We start from the raw sequence: 22,522 nt of genomic DNA, 5'->3' as shown, positions 1-22,522 counted from the left end.
TGGGTCCGACACGTTCACGTCTCCCGGGCCGGGGCACGGCGGCCAACCGGTCACGGCTCCGGGTCCGGGGCTGCGGCCGGCGGGCCTCGCGACCGCGGCCGGGCGCGGGAAGCGGGTTCGCGGAGTCTCCCGGCGGGGCACCGGGGCGCGTACGATCCGGCGACATGAGGAAGCTTCGCAGAGTCCTGCTGTGGTCGCTGGTCGCGGTGCTGGTGCTCGTGCTGGCCGGTGCCGGCTACGTGTTCTGGACCGTGCGCCGGCCCCTGGCGGAACGGTCCGGCGACCTGAGACTGGCAGGGCTGAGCGCGCCGGTCACGGTCCGGTGGGATGCGCACGGCATTCCCCAGGTCTACGCGACCACCTCCGGCGACCTGTTCCGCGCCCAGGGCTACCTGCACGCCACGGAGCGGTTCTGGGAGATGGACTTCCGCCGGCACGTCACGGCCGGCCGGCTGGCGGAGCTGTTCGGGGCCGGGCAGGTCGACACGGACAAGTACCTGCGGACGATGGGGTGGCGGCGGGTCGCCGAGGCGGAGTACGCGGCGGCGACGCCGGAGACCAGGGGCTTCCTCGACGCGTACGCCGCCGGGGTCAACACCTGGCTCGCCGACCACGACGCCGGCACCGCGAGCCTGGAGTACTCCGTCCTGGGGTTGCAGAACGGCGACTACGTCATCGAGAAGTGGAGCCCGGTGGACAGCCTCGCCTGGCTCAAGGCGATGGCGTGGGACCTGCGGGGCAACATGGACGACGAGCTGACCCGGGCGCAGTTGACGGCCGGCGGGATGGACCGGGCGCGGGTCGAGGAGCTGTATCCGGCGTACCCGGAGGCGCGGCACGCCCCGATCGTGCCGACCGCCGGCACGGTGGCCGACGGGCGGTACACGGCGGAGCCGCCGCCCCCGGCTCCCCGGTCGCTGATCCGGGACCTGTCCGAGGGGATCGAGAAGGTGGCCGCCGCGACCAGGGCCACCGGGCTCGACGCCGACGGGATCGGCTCCAACTCGTGGGTGGTGGCCGGGAGCCGGACGAAGTCGGGCAAGCCGATGCTGGCCAACGACCCGCACCTGTCCCCGTCGATGCCGGGCATCTGGTACCAGATGGGACTGCACTGTCCCTCCTGCGGTTTCGACGTCGCCGGATTCACCTTCTCCGGCGTCCCCGGGGTCGTGATCGGCCACAACGGGCGGATCGCCTGGGGCTTCACGAACCTCGACCCGGATGTCACGGACCTCTACCTCGAGAAGCTCGACGGCGACCGGTACCAGGTCGACGGCCAGTGGCTGGACCTGGACAAGCGCACCGAGGTGCTCAAGGTCGCCGGTGGCGATCCGGTGACCATCACGGTGCGCAGCACCAAGCACGGGCCGTTGATGTCGGACACGTCGAAGGAGATGGCCACGGCCGCCGGCGTGTACGGCATGGCGTTGCGGTGGACGGCGCTGGACCCCGGGCACACCATCGACGCGTTGTTCGCGATCGACCGGGCGTCGGACTGGGAATCGTTCCGCACGGCGGCGTCGAAGTTCGAGGTGCCCTCCCAGAACATCGTGTACGCCGACGTGGACGGCAACATCGGCTACCAGGCCCCGGGGCGGGTGCCGGTACGGGGCAAGGGCGACGGGCGCTACCCGGCCCCGGGCTGGGAGTCCGACTACGACTGGAAGTCGTTCATCCCGTTCGCGGAGCTGCCGAACGAGTACAACCCGGCGCGGGGTTATGTGGTGACCGCCAACCAGGAGGTGATCGGGGCCGGCTATCCCCGGATGCTCACCCACGACTGGGCCTTCGGGTACCGGTCGCAGCGGATCACCGACCTGCTGCTCGCCTCGGACAAGCTGGACGCCGCGGCGATCGGCCGGATCCAGTTCGACAACCGCAACGGCGGGGCCGAAGCCGTCGTTCCCAAGCTGCTCGCGGTGCCCGGGTCCTCGCCGGCTCGGGATCTCCTGAAGGGCTGGGACTTCCAGCAGCCGGCCGACTCCGCACCGGCGGCGTTCTACAACGCGACGTGGCGGGCGCTGATGGCGCACACCTTCGACGAACTCGGCACCGAACACGCCCCCAACGGCGGGGAACGGTACTTCGAGGTCATGCGCAGTCTCCTCGCGGACCCGGCGTCGCCGTGGTGGGACGACAAGCGGACCCCGGCCGTGGAGTCGCAGCAGGACATCCTCGCCGCCGCGATGGCCGACGCCGAGCGCGAGCTGACCGAGCGGTTCGGCAAGGATCCGAAGGCGTGGCGGTGGGGTGACCTGCACACCCTGACCCTGACCAACCAGACGTTCGGCAAGTCCGGGATCGGGCCGATCGAGTGGCTGTTCAACCGGGGGCCGTTCCCGGTGGCCGGTGGCGGCGGGATCCCGAACGCGACGGGCTGGGACGCCCCCGACGGGTACGAGGTCACCGCCGTGCCGTCGATGCGCATGATCGTGGACATGTCCGACCTGGACGCGTCGCGGTGGGTGCAGCTGACCGGGAACTCTGGGCACGCGTTCGACGAGCACTACGACGACCAGTTCCCGCTGTGGCAGAAGGGCCAGGACCTGCCGATGCGCTGGAACGAGGCCACCATCCGCAGGGAGGCCGCGTCCACCCAGGTGCTGCGCCCCTAGTCGAGGGACCTGGCGTAGGCCGTGAGGGCGGCGCGGTCGGGGAGGCCGGTCTTGGTCAGCAGGTTCCCGACGTGCTTCTCGACGGTACGGGGGGAGATGAACAGCACCTGGGCCAGACTCTGGTTCCCCGGGTGCTCGCCGAGCAGCTCCAGCACCTCGAACTCGCGCACGGTGACACCCTGCAGGAGCAGGGTCGGCGGAATGCGGTCCCGGCCGGTCCGGCGTTGGGCGGCCCCGGCGCCCAGTCGGCGCAGCAGGCCCCGGCACGCGTTGGTCACCGCCGGCACCCCGGCCGCGTGGAAGTACTCCTCCGCGGCGCGCAGGGCGGACACCGGTGCCTCCCAGCCGTCCGTGACCGCGGCCTCCGCCACCAGCCGGCGGCCCAGGTGTCCGGCCATCGGGAACGGGGCTGCGGCCTCGCACGCCGCCTCGAACAGGGCGGTCGCCTCCGCGGCGCGCCCGGCCCGGCCGGCCAGCACCGCCCCTGCGAACAACAGGAACTGCCGGTTCCACCGCAGCCGGGCCGCCGGCGCCGCCGCGATCTCGTCGTGCTCGGCCTGACCGGCCCGGCCGGCGAGCACCTCGACCAGCACCCGCAGCCCGTACCGGCCGGCCAGGTAGTAGACCGTCGGATGGCGCAGCTCCCACTCCAGGGCGCGGTCGAGCTCGTCGGCGGCCAGCGCGTGGTTCTCCTCCAGCAGCGCGCACACCGCCCGGACGAGGCCGAACAGCAGCGCCCGGTGCGGCGACCGGTCCCCGCCGTGCTGCTCGAACCGGGCCAGCTCGTACTCCATCAGCCGACGCTGCCCCTGGTGCGCGGCCAGGGCGGCGCGGGTGAGCAGCACCGACCGGTGCTCGCCGGGATTGCCCATCCGCAGCGTGGCCCGCTCGCACCGGTCGGCCGCGGCGGTCGCCGCCGGATAGTCGCCGCGGAGCACGTGCTGCAGGCCCAGGTTCACGTCGAGGGAGGTGCCGAGCACGATCGCGCCGAGCTCCCCGGCCGCGAGCCGGGCCTGTTCGAGGCGGGCGGACTCGCCGGTGCGGAGGAACTCGTTCACCCCGAGCCGCAGGAGCGCCTGCATCCGCCAGGCCGGCAGGGCGTGCCGTTCGGCGATGTCCAACATCCGCTCCAGGCAGCGGTCGCCCTCCTCGTAACCGTCCCGGCGGGCCAGGCCGGCGAGCAGTTGCCAGGCGCGGCAGGCCACCTCGGGCAGGGCCGCCGCCTCCGCCACGTCGGCGGCGCCCCGCGCCAGGGCCTCGGCCCGGACGTGCTGGTCGGGCCCCGGCCCCGGCACCTCCATCAGCAGCCGCGCCGCCACCACGTCGATCGCGGCCAGGCTGACCGGCCGGGGGTCGGGACCGAGGATGGTCCGCGCGGCCCCGGCCTGCCGCTCCGCCTCGTCGTACCGGCCGGAGGTCACCGCCGCCCAGGCCAGCGTGGTGTGCAGGGCCGCGCGGTGCTCGCGTTCCGGGGTGCTCCGCCCGGCCGGGGGCAGGGTCGCCGCCAGGGCGAACGCCTCGTCGGACAGGCCGGCGTCCGCGAGGGCCTCGACCAGGGGCGTGGCGTACCCGTCGGCGGGGCTCAGGGCGTGGGCCCGGCGCAGGAGGGCCACCGCGGAGGTGCTGGCCCCGATGGCCAGGGTGCGCCGGCCGGCCGCGCCCAGCAGTCGGGCCGCCGCGCCGGACTCGCCGGCCGCCAGCCACAGTTCCGCCGCGAACGGGGCGTCCTCGTCGACGCCGGCCCGCTCCACGGCCTCGGCGGCCCGGCGGGACAGTGCGCTCCGCTCGACCGGCATGAGGGTGCTGAGCAGCGCCTCGGCGGTGAGGGCGTGCCGGAAGGCGTACCAGTCGCCGGGGGCCGTGTCCGGGGCGATCAGCCGCAGGTCGGCGGCCGCGCGGATGTGACTGAGGAGCTGGCGGTCCTCCAGGCCGGTGGTGGCCTGCAACGTCGACAGCGAGAACCGGTGGCCGAGGACTGCGGCGGCCTCGAGCAGCTCCCGCCCGGCGGGTCCGAGCCGGTCCACCCGCTCGGCGATGCCGCGCACCACGGTGTCGGGGATCTGCGGGCCGAGGTCGCCGTCGAGACGCCAGCCGGGCCGGCCGTCGGCGGTGCGCACCCGGCGCAGCGCGCCCGAGTCGGTCATCGCGCCGAGAAGTTCCTCGATGACGAACGGGTTGCCGTCGGCGTGCCGGACCAGCCGGTCGAGCACCTGCTCGGGCACCTGCCCGGGCCCGGCCTCCAGGCAGTGCGCCGCCAGCGCCCGGGTCTGGTCCCCGGTGAGGGGAGCCAACTCGAGCAGGGTGGCCGTCCTGCGGCGGGCGGCCTCGCGGACCAGGGCGAGCGGCGGACCCGGCAGCGGCCGCTGGCTCAGCAGCAGCAGAACGGGCATCCCGGCGATGTTGTCCATCAGGTACTCGATCACCGCGAGGGACTCGGCGTCCGCGTCGTGCACGTCCTCCAGGACCATCAGGCAGCCGGTGTCCCCGCCGACGACCCCCAGCAGCCGGAGCACGGCCTCGGACAGGTCGACGAGGTTCACCGGGCCGGCGGGGCGCGCGCTGTCGCGCCACTCGGGGATCAGCCGGGCCAGCGCCGGCCGGTACGGCGCGAGCTCGGGCGCCCGGGGCGGGCCCGTGATCCGGAACAGGGAGGCCATCGCCTCGGTCAGCGGGCGGAACGGCATCGCCGCGCCCCTGCTGCCGCCGCGGCCGCGCAGCACGGGCATCCCCGCGACGAACGCCAGGGCGGCGCACTCGGCGACCAGCCGGGACTTGCCGATCCCGGCCTCGCCGAGGAGGACCACCGGGTCGCAGTCCCGCCGGCCGGCGGCCCGGAGCCGTTCGTCCAACAGGGACAGTTCGGTCTCGCGGCCCACGACGACGGAGGAGGTGCTCACCATGGTGGCACGGTATCCCGCCCGGTCAGGTGGGTCGTGTCAGTACCAGAGGTCCTCGTCGAGGGTGTCGGGCGCCCCGATGCACGTCCGGTACGACATCGAGGTCTCGAACGTGCCGTCGACGTTGAGCGACGAGACGGCCTTGCCGGCCAGCAGGCGGAGCCGGGCCCCGGCGGTGGGGGCGTCACGGAATCGCATCTCGCCGGCGGGGTGGGTGGACATGTCGGGTCTCCTGTGGATGGTGGGTCACCGCTTCGGCGGTTGCAGAAGCAGTGCCGAAGATAGTCGCTCTCCGAAGCCGGCGAGCAGGATTCCGTGACCGATGCCGGACAGGCCGTGCAGCAGGCCCGGGCTCTGCACGCCGGTCGGCGTCCCACATGTCGGACCGGACTGTTCCACCACCGCGAGCAGCGTCCCGAGCCGGCGGAGTCGGGCCTGGGCAGCCTGCGGGCTCGTGGCCAGCAGTTCCAGGGCGGCCAGTTCGCCGTGGCACAGGCCCAGGTCGGCGCTGGCGGGCGCCTGCAGGACGGCGGAGACGGCTGTCGAGCGCAGGTCCGCGGCGGCCGGGTCGGCGGCGGCCAGTCCCCAACCCGACAGGCCGCGACACCAGGACAGATCGACCATAGTGGATGGTTCGATCGAACGGAGGGTGGCCAGGCCGGCGGTCCGGTAGCGCTCCCCGCCGCGGCCCGGCTCCCCGGCGTCGGCCCGATGCTCGGCGGCGTCCAGTTCGTCGGCCAGTCGGCCCAGCGCCCAGCCCACTCCGGCCGCCCCGTCGGCGAAGCCGCCCCCGGCCGAGCCGCCAGCGAAGCCGTCCCAGATCGAGCCGTCGACGAAGCCCGTTCCGGGGGATGCCAACAGGCGGTCGGCGCAGTCCACGGCCGTGTCCAGCGCCGCGGACAGACCCGTGGCCGCGTGGACCGCGAGCATCGCGGCCAACCCGCCGGCCAGCCCGGAGGCCACCCCGGGGTCCGTGCACTCCCGCGCCGCGCGGCCGGTGAGGGTCACGGCCTGCTCGACCAGTCCGGGGTCGTCGAGCGACGGGCCGAGACAACTCAGGGTGTACGCGATCCCCCCGAACCCGGTGAACGCGCCCGGCCCCACGATCGCGGCCAGCTCCGGGATCCGGGCCAGCCCGTCGAGCAGGGCCGGCAGCGGGACGAGGGCCCGGCGGGCCAGGTCGGCGTACCGGTCGGTGCCGGTGATCGTCGCCAACTGGTCGAGGAACAGGGCCGGGCCGCAGTAGCCGGAGCCCAGGGCCGCGCCGAGCGCCGCGACCGTCCAGTACCCGTCCTCCAAGGGCTCCAGACCCAGCCAGTTGACGCGGCCGTCGCTCTCGTAGGCCGTGGCCACCAGCCGGTCGGCGATGCCGCGCGCGGCGGCCAGCAGTCGGTCGTGGTCCGGGGCCACCCAGCCGGCCGGGGGGCCGGGCGGGGCGGGGACGTGCAGCGGGGTGCGGTGCCGGGTCGCCATCGCGGCACGGATGATCCATTCCTGGTCGTAGCGGTCGGTGCGGCTCAACGCGGCGATCTTGCGCTCCACCCGGTCGAGTCCGGTCATCGGCATGGGGGAGGCCCCGCCGGCCGGCGACACCGGGCCATCCGCGCCCAGCAGGTCGGTGGAGCCGGGGCGGCCGGTGAACAGGGGCACGTCGCCCCGCCACAGCTCGGCGAGCTCCTGGTCGATCAGGGCGGCGCGGACCGGGTCGTGGGAGGCGGCGGCGAGCTGTTCGGCGAGGACCCGGTGCCGGTCGGCCGCGTCGCGCAGCACGTCGGGGTGCGTGGTCTCGTCCAGGAGCCGGCCGTACCAGCGGGTCGCCCTCGGCACCACCCGGACGTCCGCGTCGGCGAAACCCGGGAGCAGGGCGGCCAGGGCGGCTCGTCCCGCGAGGATCGCGTCGTAGCCGGTGCGGAACCCGGCGACGAGGTCCTCTGTGTACAGCTCCGGGGCCGGCAGGTCGTCGCCCAGCCGGGGACGGTTGTCCGAGCCCGCGAACGGCCGCCGCCGACGGGTGACCCGCATCCGGTCGGTGCCCGGGTCCTCCCAGTCCAGGCCCTCGAACGGGGACAGCACGCCCGCGTCGCCGCCCAGGCCGGAGACGTCCAGCGCCGTCTGGTCGCCGACCACGACCCGGGGCAGCAGGGCGACCCGGTACACCGAGGAGCCCAGCGCGTCGGCGGCCGGGTCGACGCCGGTCTCCGTCGGCATCGGCAGCTCCGGGTGGAACAGCGTCTCCAGGTCGATCAGCACCGGCTGGTCGCGGTGCGCGATCAGGTTCTCGTAGTGCACGTCCGTGCAGTCCAGCGCGTAGAGCAGGGCGAGCAGGGCGCCCTGCCTGCGGTAGAAGGCGCGCACCTCGGCCGGTGCGGCGCACGGCTCCACCGGGATGAACTCGGTCCAGCCGTACTCGTCGCGCTCGACCAGGCGCACCGGCCGCAGACCCAGGCCCAGCCGGTCGAGCACCTCGTTGAACAGCCCGTGCACGGCCAACGGGCGCGGTTTGTACACCACCCGGGCCCCGCCGGCGAACCGCAGCACCGCCACCGACCGGCCGCCCCGGTGCCCGTCCCCCGCGCCGGCGTCCACCTCGACCAGCGGCCCGGGGTCGACCCCGCCGAGCAGGCGTTCGACGATCAGGGGCCGGTCGGCGGCGTACCGGTCGAGCAGCTCCGCCGTCACCTCGACGCCCTGCGCGCAGTGCTGGGCCAGCAGGCGACCCAGCACCGGGTACCCCTCGAACAGGCCGGCGAGTCCCGCCCGGCCGGACAGCAGCGCGACGAAGGACCCGAACCGCCGCCGCGGGGTGTCCCCGGTCAGGTCGCCGCGCGCGCCGCACGCGTGCAGCTCGGTGACCAGGCACCGGGCCGCGATCCGCAGCAGGCCGCGCTCCAGCCGGACGGCCAGTCCCCGGGCCACCCCCTCCGGGGCCGCGCCGAGCCCGTCGACCGCGTGCCGGACCAGGGGGCGCAGCACGCGGCCCAGCCCCTCGACCCCGGTCAGGTCGTCGGCCGGCGGGGCCACGGCCACCGGTAGCCCGGCGAGCACCTCCGCCACGAACCGGGCCCAGACCGGGGCGTCGCCGGCCGGACGTTCCCGCGGGAGAAGGCCCGCGGCCCACCACTGACTGGTCACGACCAGTGATCCTGCCACCGTCCACACTCGACCGATATGGGGGCGCGCGGTGGCCCGTATTCCCTACGGGCCGGCCCGGAAAACGTTCGGCACGCACCCTGATTCGCCGCGACGTCCCAGCCGGCAGGCTGAAGTCAACCACGAAGGAGGTGGATCTCGATGAGCGAGATCAAGACTGTCAAGGCCATGAAGAAGATCGTCGTGCGCAAGCCGGGTTCGGTGCGGCTGACCGCGATGTGCAACCAGTACGGCTACAACAACTGCTGCTGCGTCTAGTGGCCCCAGGGCCGCCCGCTCTCACCGGCGGGCGGCCCGCCGCCGTGGAAGGGAACGCCATGCTGCGCCTGCACCCGCTGACCTACCTGCCCGACGGCGAGGAGGTGGTCGTCGGCCGGACCGACACCGACTCCTACGGCGTGTTCCCGGCCGACGGGGCGGCACTGCTGCGCGAACTGGAGTCCGGCCGCCCGGTCGACGAGGCGGAGGCCTGGTACGAGGACCGGTTCGGCGAGCCGGTGGACATGGCGGAGTTCCTCGACGTGCTGCGCGACCTGGACTTCATCGTCGCCGCCGACGCCGCCGTGCACGCGCCGCCCCGCTGGCAGCGCCTCGGCCGGGCGCTGTTCTCCCGCCCCGCCTGGGCCTGCTACCTGGCCCTGGTCGCCGCGACCGTCGCGGTGTGCGTGACCGACCCGAGGTTCGTACCGGTCCGCGGGCACGTGTTCTTCACCCACTACCTGCTGGTGGTGGAACTGACCCTGTTCGTGATCCAGCCGGCGCTGATGATGGTGCACGAGCTGTTTCACCTGCTCGCGGGACGCCGGCTCGGCCTGCACGCCACGATCAGGATCAGCCGCCGGCTGTACTTCGTCGGCTTCGAGACCGTCCTCGACGGTCTCGTCGTGGTGCCCCGCCGCCGCCGGTACCTGCCCATGCTCGCCGGCATGCTCGCCGACGGCCTGCTGCTGTGCCTGCTCACCGTGGTGGCCTGGCTGCTCACCGACCCGGGCGGCGACCCGCCGCTGGCCGCCCGGCTCTGCCTGGCGGTCGCGTTCACCACCATTCCCCGGATCAGCTGGCAGTTCTACTTCTTCCTGCGCACCGACGTGTACCACCTGATCGTCACCGTGCTCGGCTGCCACGACCTGCACACCACCGCCAGGCAGCTGGTCCGCAACCGGCTGTGGACGGTGCTCGGCCGGCCGGAGAAGCTGGTCGACCCGGCCGGCTGGCACCCGCGCGACGTGGCGGTCGCCCGCTGGTACGCCCCTGCCTACCTGCTCGGCTACACCGTGATGATCGCCACGATGGTGCTGATCACGGTTCCCGTCGCCTGGCGGTTCTTCAGCGCCGCCACGCGCACCGTCCTCGACGCGGGCACCCCGCCCGGCCGGTTCTGGGACGCCGCCCTGCTGCTCGCGCTCACCCTCTTCCAACTCGGCCTCGCCGGATTCCTCGCGCTGCGCGACCGGCTACGCAAGGAGGCGTCATGACCCACCCCGCCCACCACGGCTGGCTCCGCGACCCGGCCCCCGTCGACCTCGGCCCCCGGCTGGCCACGGTGTCCGCGCACCGAAGGCTGCGCGGCCCGTACACCGCCGCGGGCGCCGTCGTCCGGCTGCTCGTCCCCGGGCTGCTCGCCGGACGGCCCGACCTCGTCCGGGCGCACGACCTGGAGATCCTGGCCGCCGCGCCCGAGCTGGCCGCCGTCGTCGACTCGCACCGCGAGACCCTGACCTCCACGGCCGACCCGAAGTCGCGCACCCGGTACTACCCGCACGCGCACACCACCCGGATCGCCCACGGCCTGACCGACCTGCTCCGGGACGCGACGGCCGGCACCCCGGGGCTGACCCTGGTGATCGAGCACGTCGAGCACGCCGACCGCACCGACCTGGACTGGCTGGGCATCATGCTCCGCCGGATCGCCCCCGAGCGGCTGCGGATCGTGCTGAGCTGCCGGGGCGAGCTGCCCGAGCCGCTCGCGGCGGCGGTGGCGGCCCACGCCGTGCGCCTCACCGACGCCCCGGGGCCCGAGGTCGAGGTCCAGCTCCCGGCGGACCCGGACGCGGTCCGCGACCTCGCCGACCGGTACGTCTCCGGCGACTGCGTCGACGACGACCCGCTGACCCTGGCCGCGTACCGGGCGCTGCCCGAGGTCGAGCGGGCCCGGCTGCACGACGCCCGCGCCGCCGAACTGGACGCCCGCGACGAGGTGTCCCTGCGGCTCGGCGCGCTGATCCACCACCGGCTGCACGGCACCGACCCGGAGGCCGGCCTCGACGCGCTGGACTTCGCCCTGGAACATCTCGCGATGCGCGGCTTCTACGACGCCCTCCTCGAACAGGGCGCGCTGCTGTGCGGGCTCGCCGACTGGGAACACCACCACGACCGGCGCTGGCTGGCCACCACCAAGATGGCCACAGCCCTGTCCGTGATGGCCCGCGCCGACGAGGCCCTCGCGCTCTACGACGCGGCGTGCGCGGCGTCGGCGGCCCCGAGCGTGCAGATGCAGGCGGCGTACGGCCGGGCGATGCTGTACACCCGGTACTTCGAACCCGGGCGGCGCGACCTGACCCTCGCCCGCGCCTGGATCAACAACGCGATCACCATCGCGTCCGGCGCGCCGGACCACAGGCGCCGGGCGTACAACCTGACGTTCAACGAGAACGGGCTCGCCCTGATCGCCATGCACCTCGGCGACCCGGCCGAGGCGCTGCGCCTGGTCGAGGCCGGGTTGGACCGGCTGGCCGCCGAGCTGAGTCCGGCGGAGCGGGGGCAGCACCCGTCGGTGCTCCAGTACAACCGGGCGCAGCTGATCTCGCGGATGGGACGGCACGAGCAGGCGGTGGCCGACTACACCGACGTGATCGCCGCCGACCCCAACCACTCCGACTACTACTTCGAACGGGCGGCCCTGCTGCGTCGGCTCGGCCGCGCAGCGGAGGCGCTCGCCGACTACGACACCCTGATCGCCCTGGCGCTGCCCTACCCCGAATCGCACTACAACCGGGGCGACCTGCGCGCCGAGCTGGGCGACCTGGCCGGGGCGCTCGCCGACTTCGACCGGGTGCTCGACCTGGACCCGGAGTTCGTCGACGCGTACGTCAACCGGGCCGCGCTGCGCTACGAGACCGGTGACCCGCGCGGCGCGGCGGCCGACGTCGACGCCGGACTGGCGCTGGCCCCGGACCAGCCGCAGCTCCTCTGCCAGCGGGCACTGCTGGCCAGCGACGACGGCCGGGTCGACGCCGCCCTCGCTGACCTGCTGGCGGCGGTGGCGACCGAGCCGGCCCTCACCGGGGCCTGGGTCAACCTCGGCATCCTGTGCTTCGAGCGGGGCGAACCGGCCGAGGCCGTCCGGTACTTCGACCGGGCCCTGGAACTGGAGGACGACCCCGAGGTCCGGGAGAACCGGGAACTGGCCAGCGCCACGCTCGCGGGAGCGCGGGGATGAGCGCGGGGCTGACCATGGTGCCCGGCCGTACCGACCGGGAGTTCCGCCGAGTGGCCGGCCGGCTGCCCACCGGGGTGACAGTGGTCGCGGTGGCCACCGACGCCGGCCCGCAGGCCATGACGGTGAACTCCTTCACCACGGTGTCCCTGGCGCCGAGGCTGGTGCTGGTCTGCCTGCGCCGGGGTTGCCGGCTGGGGCCGCAGCTGACGGAACGGGGCGCGTTCGCGGTCACGGTGCTCGGATCCCACCAGCACCGGTTGTCGGCGTGGTTCGCTGACCCGCGTCGGCCGGTCGGGGCCGCTGCGTTCGAGGGCGTGCCGTGGACGCCGGCCCCGGCGACGGGCAGCCCGGTGCTGGACGGGGCGGTGGGGTATTTCGACTGCGTCGTGCGCGAGGTGCGCCGGGTGGGGGACCACGACGTGGTGACCGGCGAGGTGCTGGCGTTCGACGCGGCCGAGGGGGGCGAGCCGTTGGTTTTCGTGGCCGGCGGCTACACCCGGCCGGCGGACCTGGCCGCCTGATCGGACCCGGGCGGCGGGCCGGCCGCCCGATCCGACCCCCGCCGGCTCGGCGGGCCCCGAATTCGTGCCCGGTCAGCGGGCCCGGAGCCTGCCGACCACCGCCGCGACCGTCGACGCCAGCACGCACTCGACGGCCACCCCGGTCAGCGTCGCCACCCGCCACCGGCCCGGATCCGCGGTGCCGTCGACGATCGCGAACAGCACCGACCCGAGCACCGACGCGCCCAACGCCAGGCCCACCTGCATCGCCGTGGACAACACCCCGCCGGCCAGCCCCGCACGCTCGGCCGGCAACCCGGCCAGAACCAACCCGATGAGGGGTACCAGCAGCGCCGCCCACCCCAACCCGGCCACGGTCAACGGCAACGCCGCCCCGACCACGGTGACCTGCGGGGACAGCGCCACGGTGGCCCCGAAGCCGGCCAGTCCGACCGCGAAGGCCACGCCGCCGGCGACGAGCATCCGGGTGCCGTACCGGGCGACGAGCCGGCCGTTGAACACCGCGACCCCGAGGAACGCGAGCGTGCACGGCGCCATGGTGAACCCGGCCTCCACGGGCGTGAACCCGTGGCCGACCTGCAACGTGATGGCCGTGGTGAACAGGAAGCCGCCGATACACATCGCGAACAGGGTGATCGCGACCAGGGCCCGGCGGGCGGCCGGCAGGCGGAGCAGGGACGGGGGCAGCAGCGGGGTGCCCCCCGAGCGTTCGGATCTGCCCTGGGAGACGAGGAACCCGATCCCGACGGGAACGGCGGCGGCCAGGCACAGCCACGTCCACAGTGGCCAGCCGCTGGCGCGGCCGAGGGTGAGCGGCAGCAGGACGAGCGCGATGGCCGCGGCCAGGAACACCGAGCCCACGACGTCGACCCTCGGCGCGGTGGGCGTGCGGGTCTCGGGCACCAGCCGCAGGCAGACCAGCAGGGCTACGACCCCGACGGGCACGTTGACCAGGAACAACGGCCGCCAGGACAACCCGGCCATGTCGGCGGACAACAACCAGCCTCCGAGCACCTGGCCGACGGCTCCGGCCGCGCCGATCACGGCCCCGAACACGCCGAGCGCGCGCTGCCGGTCCCCGCCGGTGAAGCCGGCCTGGATCGCGGCGAGGACCTGCGGGAACATCAACGCAGCCGCCAGCCCCTGGGCCACCCGGAACCCGATCAGCGCCGCCGTGCCGGGCGCGAGGCCGCAGCCGGTGGACATCAGGGTGAAGGCCAGCATGCCGACCATGAACAGCCGCCGCCGGCCGAACCGGTCGCCGAGCCGGCCGCCCGCGACGAGCGTGCACGCGTACGCGACGCCGTAGCCGGACACCGTGAGCTCCAGCTCCGCCGGGCCGGCGTGCAGGTCCCGGCCGATGCTGGGCAGGGCGACGTTGACGATGAAGGCGTCCAGCACCGGCAGGAACGCGCCGGTCAGGAGGACGGGGAGGGCCCGCCACGGGGCGGGACGGGTCGCGGCCGGACCCGGTAGGACACTCGTGATCGCCATGATCACGACTCTGGTGCCGCCGGCTACCTGGTACCAAGTGCGTGCTGATGCTGGTACTGGCCGAACCTGGCAACCCGCCGCCGCGCGGGGCAGGATGGCCGGGTGAGTGTGGAGCAGACGGCGCAGCGACGCCGCTACCTGGGCGAGTTCATCCGGTCCCGGCGCGAGCGGACCACCCCGGAGATGGTCGGCATGCCCCCCGGCCTGCGCCGCCGGACCCCGGGGCTGCGCCGCGAGGAGATGGCGCTGCTGGCCGGCGTCGGCATCACCTGGTACACGTGGCTGGAGCAGGGCCGGCCGATCAACGTGTCCGCCCAGGTGCTCCGGTCGGTGGCCCGGGTGCTGGGCATGGACCCGACCGAGCGGGCCCACGTGTTCACCCTCGCCGAGCTGCCCGACCCCGACGCGGTCGAGGAGGAGGCCCCGAAGGTCTCCCCGGCGGTGCGGATGATGCTCGACCAGTTCGACCCGTTCCCCGCCGTGGTCGTCGGGCCCCGGTGGGAGCTGCTCGCCGGCAACCGGGCGCACCTCGGGCTGTTCGGCGACTACATGGCACTGCCGGCGGAGTACCGCAACTCGCTCTGGATGGTGTTCACCGACCCGGAGTGGCGCACCCTGCTCCAGGACTGGTCGGGGCGGGCGCGCCTCATCGTGGCCAAGGCCCGCGCCGACAGCGCCGCCCAGATCGGCGACCCGGCCTGGGCCCGGCTGCTGGGCGACCTGCGCGCGCACTCGGCGGACTTCCGCGAGCTGTGGGAGCGCAACGAGGTGGCCCCGATGGACGCCACGGTGAAGGAGTACCGGCATCCGCAGGCCGGGCGGCTGCGGTGCGAGGCGAGTCACCTGTGGCTGTCGGAGCAGCGCGGCCTGCGGATGACCGTGCACCTGCCGCTGGACGAGGAGACCCGGGCCGGGTTCGAGGTGCTGGCGTCGATCGTGCCCCGGGTCCTGCCGCGGCCGCCGGCGACGACGCCGGTCGCCCGCGCGAGCTGATCCGGGTACCGGCCCCGGCGTGGCCGGTCAGCGGCCGAACCGCACCACCAGCCGCTGCGGCCCCCGCAGGTTGATGTTGGGCTTGTAGTCCAGCTCCACCAGCTCGGGCCCGCGCAGCCGTGCGAACGCCCCCAGCGCGATCGCCGCCTCCAGCCGCGCCAACCCGGCCCCGAGGCAGAAGTGCGCGCCCGCAGCGAACGACAGGTGCTGGGCGGCGTTCGCGCGGCGGATGTCGAAGGCGTCCGGGTCGGCGAACACGGCCGGGTCCCGGTTCGCGGCGGCGATCAGCAGCGCGATCGTCGCGCCGTCGGGGGCGTCGATGTCGGCGATCCGGTACGAGCCGCGCACCTGGCGGCTGGTGAACTGCACGGCCGGGTCGTAGCGCAGCGACTCCTCGACCGCGCCTTCGACGAGCGCCGGGTCGGCCCGCAGCGCGTCGAGCTGCGCGGGATGACGGAGCAGGGCCAGGATCCCGTTGGCGATCAGGTTCGTGGTCGTCTCGTGCCCGGCGACGAGCAGCAGGGTCGTGGTGACGATCAGTTCGGGGGTGCTCAACCGCTCGCCGTCCTCCTCCACCCGGATCAGGTGCGACAGCAGGTCCGTGCCGTCCTGGCCGCGCCGGGCCCCGATCAGCTCCGCGAAGTACGCCGCGAACTCGTGCCGGGCCGCCAGGGCGTCGGAGAACACCTCCGGCGCCACCGAGCCGAACTCGGCGTCCAGGCCCCGGGCGAGCCGGTCCGACCAGCCGGCGAACAGGTCGTGGTCGGACGCGGGGACGCCGAGCAGCTCGCTGATCACGCGTACCGGAAGAGGGTGGGAAAGGCCCGCCACCACGTCGAAGCCGGCCGGGTCGGCGGCCGCGACCAGCGACTCCGTCAGTTCCGTGATCCGGGGCCGCAGCCGGGCCACCACCCGGGGCGTGAACGCCTTGGACACCAGGCCGCGCAGCCGGGTGTGGTCCGGCGGATCCCGGAACAGGAACGACGTCGGCAACCCGGTCGTGTCGTCGGCGACCTGCCGGGCCCGGGTCCGGTCGCTGCTCAGCGCCGGGTCGCGCAGCAGCCGGTGGCAGTCGGCGTGCCCGGCCACCACGACGAGCGTGCCGTCCATGGCCGAAAACGGGGTGGTCTCGCGCAGGGCCGCGAACAGGGGGTAGGGGTCGCGGCGCACGGCCGGGTCGGCCAGTACCGACAGATCGAGGTTGTCGACTGTGCTCATGTGCACCAGGCTGGGCCTTGAACCATGGTTCAAGTCAATGGAGGAGCGATGCCGGAGTTGATGACGATCGGGGAACTGTCGGCCGCCACCGGGGTGCCCGACTCCACGATCCGGTTCTGGGAACGCCGCGACCTGATCGTGCCGACGACCCGGCAGGGCGGGCAGCGCCGGTACAGCCCGGCGGACGTCCAGCGGGTCGCGGTCCTGCGGCTGTGCCAGGCGGCGGGGTTCACCCTCACCGAGATCGGCCGGATGAAACGCGAGCGGCACGACGAACCGTTCGAGTGGCGCCGACTCGTCACCGACAAACTGGAAGACGTCCAGCGCCGCATCACCGAGCTGGACCACGCCCGCGAACTCCTCCACCACGCGCTGCGGTGCGGGCACGAGAACATCCTGCACTGCCCCGGCTTCCAGGCGGCGGTCCGCGACGGCGGCACCAGCGACTGGTACGACGAGACCGGGGCGCCCGGGGTCAGTAGTCCTTGACCACGTCGACGGTCCGTTCCCGGTGCCGGGCCTTGACCTGCTGGGCCCAGGTCCACTGTTCCGGGGTGGACACCACGAGCCGGACCGGGCCCTGGAACTGGTTGAGCGACAGGTCGATCTGGTCCTTGTCGAAGATCGCCCCGGGCGGGTTGTACATTCCGGGCGCGGCGGTCTTGCGCAGCGCGTTGACCCCGAGTGTCCGCCGGTAGGACTGGAACAGGTTCGCACCGAGCACGACCGTGATCACCGGCCGGGTGGCGGGCGTGCGCTGGTACTCCCGGAAGATGGCCTGGTCGTCCGGGTTCACGTGGTTGTGGCGGGCGGCGCGGTAGGGCGCGACGCTCGACGAGGCCCGGACGTCGTAGACCACGTCGTTCGGGCCGAGGCCGACGGCGGCCCCGAGCGCGACCAGGGCCAGTACCCCGGCCGTCGCGGAGGTGAGCACCGGGAGCGGGCCGCGCCGGGCCGGGAGAGGCGTGGGCATCCGGAGCGCCAACGCCCCGACGCCGATCGCCAGGACGACGAGGATGGCGTGCAGGGACTTGCCGGTGTAGTAGCTCAGTCCCCCGGTCACGTCGTGGGTGGCCAGCCACATGGTCGCGGAGAACGCGACGAAGGACAGGGCCGTCCACAGGTACCCGCGCCAGGTCGCCGCCCGGCGGGCCCGGGCGCCGAGCAGGCCGATCAGCACGACACAGCCGAGGGTGACGAGTACGGAGTCGCTCGGGCGCGGCCCGCCGCTGACGGTCAGCGCCTGGGACTGGTCCGCCAGGAGCAGCCCCATCGCCGTCGGCACGACGGACAGCGCGCCGGCGGGGAGCAGGACGGTCAGGGTGACGAGCCGGTGGTGGCGCCACAGTTTCGTGCGGTGCCGGACCAGCCAGCAGGCCACGGCCAGGGCGGCCGGCGGCAGGTACAGGTAGTACGAGAATCCGACGGCGACGAGCAGGCTGGCCAGGACCAGGACCTGGTGGTTGACCCGGGGCAGCGGCCGGCAGACGACTGCGACGAGCAGCGCGACGATCATCAGCCCGTAGATCTGGCTCGGGTAGCCGGTCAGCAGGGGGAGGCCCATCAGCCCGGTGAGCGGGGCGAGGACGAGCAGGACCCCGGTCATGGCGATGTACCGGCCCAGCGTCATCGCCGGCCCCGCGAGCCAGCGCACCGCCCACGCCATGCTCAGGAAGAACATGACGAACGTGAGCGTGGTGTACGCCTGGTAGTGCGCCAGCATGCTGAAACCGCCGCCGAAGTCTCCCGCGTCCGACCGGAAGAAGCCGTCGAGCAGCGCGCTGGTCAGGTGCGAGCCCTGCGGGTACATCACCAGGCCCTCGAAGATGAACTCCCGGGCCTGGTCGTGGTGGAGGAACGCGTATCCGCCGACGTGCCGGACGGCCTCGTACAGCTGCATGTGCCGGAACAGGTCCTCGCCCATGACCGAGAGCTGGACGTTCGCCGACCGGAACAGCGGGATGGACATGAACGCGCCCAGGGCGCCGGCCGCACCCAACGGCACGAGGTCCGACAGCGCCGGCTTCGGCAGCGAGGGTCGCCGGCCGCGCACCGCGCCGACGAGGACCACGGCGCTGAACGCGATCCCGGCGATCGGAACCGGATGCAGGCCCCACGGCCAGACGGAGAACAGCAGGCCCGCCGCGCACGTCGCGCCGAGCAGCAGCGCGAGGGCCAGCATCAGCCGGTCGAGCAGGGTCCGGCCGCCGCGCAGCAGGCTGGCGACCGCGACCAGGAGGACCAGGGGCAGCACCACGGCGACGTGGGCGAGGTACGCGCCGACCGTCAACAACCACCCGGAACCGAGCAGGATCCAGGTCGCCCGCCGACGCAGCGCGCTGAGCAGGCCGGGTGCACTACCGGGGCCGGTGGGTCCGGTGGGGCTGGGGGCCGTGATCTGCTCAGCGGTCGTGTCAGCCATGGCGCCCGATGCCCCCTGAAGAAGTCGACCGGCAGCGTGACAGGTCGTCGAGCCCCGGGAAGATGCATCACTATACCTACCGTGTCCGTGCACCCCGGGAGACGTGACCTCGACCGGGTCCAGGCTCACCTGCGAAGTGTATTCGCTTATAGGCTGTTTGCCGGAAATAGCCGAAATGCCCCGCCGGGCATCGCCGGGAATACTGCTGGATTTCCGACACCTCACCCCCGCAGTCCACTTCGGACAGGTTGGATTGGTCGGGGCCCGACCGGGCCGGTCGAGGACGTGGAGGTGCGTGGCGGTGGACGAGGAAGTGCGGAATGTCGGACCGGATCGACCGGCGGCACCCGAGCCGGACCACACCGCCAGCGAGCCGAACGAAGCCACCGCGCCGGCCCAGGCCGCCCCGCCCCCCGAGGACGGCGAAGCCACCGACCCCGACGACCTGGCCACCAGGACCGGTACCCGAAAGTTGTCCGCCGGCGCCAGCACCGTCCTGGCCCTGATCGGCGCGGCCCTGGTCGCCGCCTTCGTCTACCCGCCCTGGCCGGCCCCGGCGACCGATTCCCCCCAGTTCGCCGCCCCGACCGCCTCCCCGAGCCACGCGGCCCCGGCCGTCGCCCCGGTCCCGCCCTGCGACCGGACCCTGGACGCCGTCGGTGACGTGTTCGTCCGGGCCAAGACGAACCCGACCGCGGCCCCGGTCGCCGACGGCGCGCCGTTCGCCGACTGCACGATGCGCGGCACCCTGGCCGTGGCCGGCAACCCGTCGGGAACGCTGCGGGTCACCTACGGCCGGTCGGCCGGGATCGTGGGCCTGACCGCCGAGCAGCGGGCCCGCGACGCGGTGGACGAGCAGGCCGGGTCGGCGTGCGTGGAGCCGGCGACCCCGGTGGCCGGGTTCCCGTACGCGGTGCGTTGCGGGGACGACGCGCCCCGGATCCACGAGATCGTGCTGGTCGCCGACGGGGACGTGTACCTGTCGGTGGAGGTCACGGTGCGCTCGGCGGTCGCGGACCGCACGGAGGTGCGCCGGCACCTCGCCGCCGCCGCGGGTGCGGCGGCGGCGAAGGTGCACTCCAGGGTCAGGCCGTGACCTGCCAGGTGACGGTCGAGGTCAGGTATTTCCGCAGCTCAGGGTCCCGCACCTCGTCGGTCAGGTCGGTGACCGTCGCGGTGACGGTGTGGCTCCCGGGCACGAGGCTCCGCACACTCAGGGTGTTGCCACCGGCGAGGGAACGCCCGTCCACGGTCCAGCCCACGACCCGGGCGTTGCCGACCGGCGTGACCCACAGGTCCGGCCCGGCCGCCGACCGCGCCTGGACCACCCCGGTCTCCCGGTAGAACGCCGCGACCATGGCCTCCCGCCCGGGCAGGTTGTACTGCCGCCCCAGCGACCGCATGATCGAGTTGTCCGTGGGCCGGTTGATGCACCGGGTGTAGTACCGCCCGCCCACGTACGCGCCGACCGTGCCGCCGTCCGGGGAGGCCTGCCCGATCCAGCGCCACCACTTCTTCTGCTGGGACTGCATCTGCGCCGCCGACAGGATCGACACGTTGGACTCCGACGGCTCGGAGTACGGGTAGCAGTCGCCGCTGCCGTAGGTGTACTCGTCCGCGAGCCCGCCCACGGAGTGCCCGAGCTCGTGGATGGCGATCTGGCCGGCCTGCGCGTTGCCGCCCGACGCCGTGGCCACCCCGCCGCCGGCCCCGCCGTACTTGGTGCTGTTGCCCAGCGCGAGGACCTGGTCGACGTCGCGGGCCGCGTGCGCGTACTGGTTGGCCTTCGTCTGGTTCACGCACAGCAGGCGCTCGGTCCCGCCGCACCAGAAGCCCATGTCCAGTGCCGTGTTCTTCCGGACCCCGTTGGTGGGGTCGTTGTCCACGCCCGACTGGGCCGACACGACGTTGACCTGCCACACGTTGAACTGTGTGCGGTGGCTCTTGAACGGCTCGAACGCCGCGATCTCCGCCCACTTGGACTTCACGTGCGACGTGTAGAGGTCCATCTCGGAACTGGTGTAGCCGTCACCGACGAACACGAGGTCGAACCGGCTCTCGCTGGGTCCGTTGACCTCGATCGGCACCACGGTGGCCGCCGCGACCGCCAGTGACGGCGCGGCCGGTTCGTCCTTGGGCAGCCGGACCGTGGCCCGGGTGATCGTGCCGTCCGGGCTGAAGACCTCGCGGGTCTCGACCCGGGTGCCGGTGGGCGCCGCGAGCGCCGGCTGACTGCCGACGACGAGCGCGATCAGGGTGGTACTGAGGAGCAGAGCCGCGACGCGTCTCATGTGAGGGGCCTCCTTGAGGGGTGAAGGTTGACCCACTATGGCCCGCTGTCACGCTGGGCGCCCATCCCAGATATCCATAACCTTCACAGTATGGATCTCGAGTTGCGCCACCTCCGGGCACTGTGCACGATCAGCGCGGCCGGCAGCCTGACCCGGGCCGCGGCCACGCTGGGCACCACCCAGCCGGCGCTGTCGGCCCAGCTGCAACGGATCGAGAAGCTCCTCGGCGGCGCGGTGTTCACCCGGGACCGCACCGGCTGCGTCCCGACGGCGTACGGGGAGTACGTGCTGGTCAGGGCCAGGGCGATCCTCGCGGACACCGACCGGCTGCGGCACGGCCCGGCGGGGTTCGGCCGGCGCGCCGTCCGGCTCGGCGGTGTGTCCGGCCCGATCCTCGTCGGGCTCGCCGACCGGCTGGGCACGGCACTGTCCGGAGTGGAGATCGAGCTGCACGCCGAGCACTCGCCCCGGCTGCTCGTCGACCTCGTCGGCATGGGCCGGCTCGACCTGGCCGCCGTCGTCGACTACCCGGGGTACGAACTGCGGCCCACCCCGGGCGTCGACTGGCGGATCGTCGCCGACGAGTCGGTGCACGTGGCCCTCGGTGCCGACCACCGGCTGGCCCGGTGCGCCGCGCTGTCCCTGGCCGACCTGGCCGCCGAGCCGTGGGTGCTGCCCCCGCCGGACGGAGCCGGCTGGCCGGAGTACTTCCACGGCGTGTGCCACGAGTTCGGCTTCACGCCCCGGGTCCCGCACGAGGTGGGCGCGCTGCGTCCCCTGCCGGAGCTGCTGGCGAGGGGACTGGCGCTGTCGCCGTGCCAGGCGACGTTCGAGCCGGGCGGCGGCGTGGTGGTCCGGCCGTTGACGGGGGAGCCGCTGCGGATGCGGCACCTGGTCGCGTGGAACCGGCACGGCCCCCTCGCCGAGTACGCCGACCGCCTGCCCCGCTGGGCCGCCGAGGTGTACGCGGCGAGCCTGCGCCGCCTGGGCCGCTGACGGGACCTCAGTGTCTGACCGTCCGGTACCCCGGGTGCACGCCCTCCGTGAGACCGTGGTGCGCGGCGATCCGGCCGAGCAGCGCCGCGAGCCGCTCGCGCTCGGCCGGACTCAGCGGCGCCGTGATGTCCTCGTCGTGCGCCCGGCTCACGTCGCCGACGGCCCGCAGGGTGTCCGTGCCGTGCGCGGTCGCGTACAGCGCCGACTGTCGCCGGTCGGCTGGATTCTGCCGGCGCTCGATCAGCCCCCGGCCCTCTAGGTCGTCGAGGAACGCGACGAGCCGGCTCGGCGGCATCCCCAGGTGTCCGGCCAGCTCCTGCTGACTCATCGCCGGGGTGGCGGCGATGGCCCGGAGCATGCCGGTCAGGGGCGGGGTCAGGCCCAGCTCGCCGATGCGCTCGGCGAACCGCCCGGTCGCGTACGCGCCGAGCTGGGCCAGCAGGAATGCGTTCGTCACCCGAAAAGGTTACCATCGCGAAATCGTTA

General features: G+C 73.9%; 16 protein-coding genes. 8 read left to right on the top strand and 8 right to left on the bottom strand.

Annotated elements, in window-relative coordinates; genetic code table 11:
- The first annotated feature begins 164 nt into the window (after positions 1-164).
- A complete protein-coding gene (locus IW245_RS17300; protein ID WP_197004210.1) occupies positions 165-2,615 on the top strand; it encodes a penicillin acylase family protein in 2,451 nt (816 codons plus the stop codon).
- Here the strand turns inward: IW245_RS17300 and IW245_RS17295 are convergent.
- Genes IW245_RS17295 through IW245_RS17285 form a run of 3 tightly spaced genes read right to left on the bottom strand, consistent with a single transcriptional unit; the run spans position 2,612 to position 8,644 of the window.
- Entirely contained in the window at positions 2,612-5,515 is a 2,904-nt protein-coding gene (locus IW245_RS17295) for a helix-turn-helix transcriptional regulator (protein WP_197004209.1), read from the bottom strand. The genes IW245_RS17300 and IW245_RS17295 overlap by 4 nt on opposite strands.
- Positions 5,516-5,551: 36 nt before the next feature.
- Positions 5,552-5,734 (bottom strand): hypothetical protein, encoded by a 183-nt coding sequence (locus tag IW245_RS17290; RefSeq protein WP_197004208.1) that lies wholly within the window; start codon positions 5,732-5,734, stop codon positions 5,552-5,554.
- Positions 5,735-5,758: 24 nt separating this feature from the next.
- The gene (locus IW245_RS17285; RefSeq protein ID WP_197004207.1) at positions 5,759-8,644 is read right to left on the bottom strand and encodes a type 2 lanthipeptide synthetase LanM family protein; all 2,886 of its coding nucleotides are present in this window, start codon (positions 8,642-8,644) and stop codon (positions 5,759-5,761) included.
- Positions 8,645-8,979: 335 nt separating this feature from the next.
- Between IW245_RS17285 and IW245_RS17280 the strand changes: the two genes are divergently transcribed.
- Genes IW245_RS17280 through IW245_RS17270 form a run of 3 tightly spaced genes read left to right on the top strand, consistent with a single transcriptional unit; the run spans position 8,980 to position 12,622 of the window.
- A complete protein-coding gene (locus IW245_RS17280) occupies positions 8,980-10,137 on the top strand; it encodes a hypothetical protein (protein WP_197004206.1) in 1,158 nt (385 codons plus the stop codon).
- Positions 10,134-12,101, top strand: coding sequence for a tetratricopeptide repeat protein (locus tag IW245_RS17275; RefSeq protein ID WP_197004205.1), 1,968 nt, complete (start codon positions 10,134-10,136; stop codon positions 12,099-12,101). Before IW245_RS17280 ends, IW245_RS17275 begins: the two co-directional genes overlap by 4 nt.
- Complete coding sequence (locus IW245_RS17270) at positions 12,098-12,622, top strand: flavin reductase family protein (protein ID WP_197004204.1); 525 nt, start codon at positions 12,098-12,100, stop codon at positions 12,620-12,622. Before IW245_RS17275 ends, IW245_RS17270 begins: the two co-directional genes overlap by 4 nt.
- A 72-nt stretch (positions 12,623-12,694) precedes the next feature.
- Here IW245_RS17270 and IW245_RS17265 read toward each other — a convergent pair whose 3' ends face one another.
- Complete coding sequence (locus tag IW245_RS17265) at positions 12,695-14,116, bottom strand: MFS transporter (RefSeq protein ID WP_197004203.1); 1,422 nt, start codon at positions 14,114-14,116, stop codon at positions 12,695-12,697.
- A gap of 102 nt (positions 14,117-14,218) precedes the next feature.
- Here IW245_RS17265 and IW245_RS17260 point away from each other — a divergent pair, with 102 nt between their 5' ends.
- Positions 14,219-15,109 (top strand): helix-turn-helix transcriptional regulator, encoded by an 891-nt coding sequence (locus tag IW245_RS17260; RefSeq protein ID WP_197004202.1) that lies wholly within the window; start codon positions 14,219-14,221, stop codon positions 15,107-15,109.
- 27 nt (positions 15,110-15,136) lie between these two features.
- On the opposite strand, the gene IW245_RS17255 is transcribed toward IW245_RS17260, so the two are convergent.
- The gene (locus IW245_RS17255) at positions 15,137-16,327 is read right to left on the bottom strand and encodes a cytochrome P450 (protein WP_197004201.1); all 1,191 of its coding nucleotides are present in this window, start codon (positions 16,325-16,327) and stop codon (positions 15,137-15,139) included.
- A gap of 48 nt (positions 16,328-16,375) precedes the next feature.
- Between IW245_RS17255 and IW245_RS17250 the strand changes: the two genes are divergently transcribed.
- Positions 16,376-16,816: a MerR family transcriptional regulator gene (locus IW245_RS17250; RefSeq protein WP_197004200.1), complete on the top strand. Its 441-nt coding sequence runs from the start codon at positions 16,376-16,378 to the stop codon at positions 16,814-16,816.
- Here IW245_RS17250 and IW245_RS17245 read toward each other — a convergent pair.
- Positions 16,803-18,749, bottom strand: a complete 1,947-nt coding sequence (locus IW245_RS17245; protein WP_197004199.1) for a hypothetical protein — start codon at positions 18,747-18,749, stop codon at positions 16,803-16,805. The genes IW245_RS17250 and IW245_RS17245 overlap by 14 nt on opposite strands.
- Positions 18,750-19,050: 301 nt before the next feature.
- Here IW245_RS17245 and IW245_RS17240 point away from each other — a divergent pair, with 301 nt between their 5' ends.
- Positions 19,051-19,845, top strand: coding sequence for a hypothetical protein (locus IW245_RS17240; protein ID WP_197004198.1), 795 nt, complete (start codon positions 19,051-19,053; stop codon positions 19,843-19,845).
- On the opposite strand, the gene IW245_RS17235 is transcribed toward IW245_RS17240, so the two are convergent.
- Entirely contained in the window at positions 19,835-21,040 is a 1,206-nt protein-coding gene (locus IW245_RS17235; RefSeq protein WP_197004197.1) for a M64 family metallopeptidase, read from the bottom strand. The two genes, IW245_RS17240 and IW245_RS17235, sit on opposite strands and share 11 nt — an antisense overlap.
- A gap of 90 nt (positions 21,041-21,130) precedes the next feature.
- Between IW245_RS17235 and IW245_RS17230 the strand changes: the two genes are divergently transcribed.
- Entirely contained in the window at positions 21,131-22,036 is a 906-nt protein-coding gene (locus tag IW245_RS17230) for a LysR family transcriptional regulator (protein WP_197004196.1), read from the top strand.
- Between the two features lie 7 nt (positions 22,037-22,043).
- Here IW245_RS17230 and IW245_RS17225 read toward each other — a convergent pair whose 3' ends face one another.
- Positions 22,044-22,493 carry a MarR family winged helix-turn-helix transcriptional regulator gene (locus tag IW245_RS17225; RefSeq protein WP_197004195.1) on the bottom strand — a complete coding sequence of 150 codons (450 nt, stop codon included), beginning with the start codon at positions 22,491-22,493 and terminating at the stop codon, positions 22,044-22,046.
- Positions 22,494-22,522 lie beyond the last annotated feature (29 nt).

This window comes from Longispora fulva, assembly GCF_015751905.1.
In the GTDB taxonomy this organism is placed as follows: domain Bacteria; phylum Actinomycetota; class Actinomycetes; order Mycobacteriales; family Micromonosporaceae; genus Longispora; species Longispora fulva.
The sequence above is the reverse complement of the archived record's forward strand: the minus strand, read 5'-3'. Positions and strand labels throughout refer to the sequence as shown.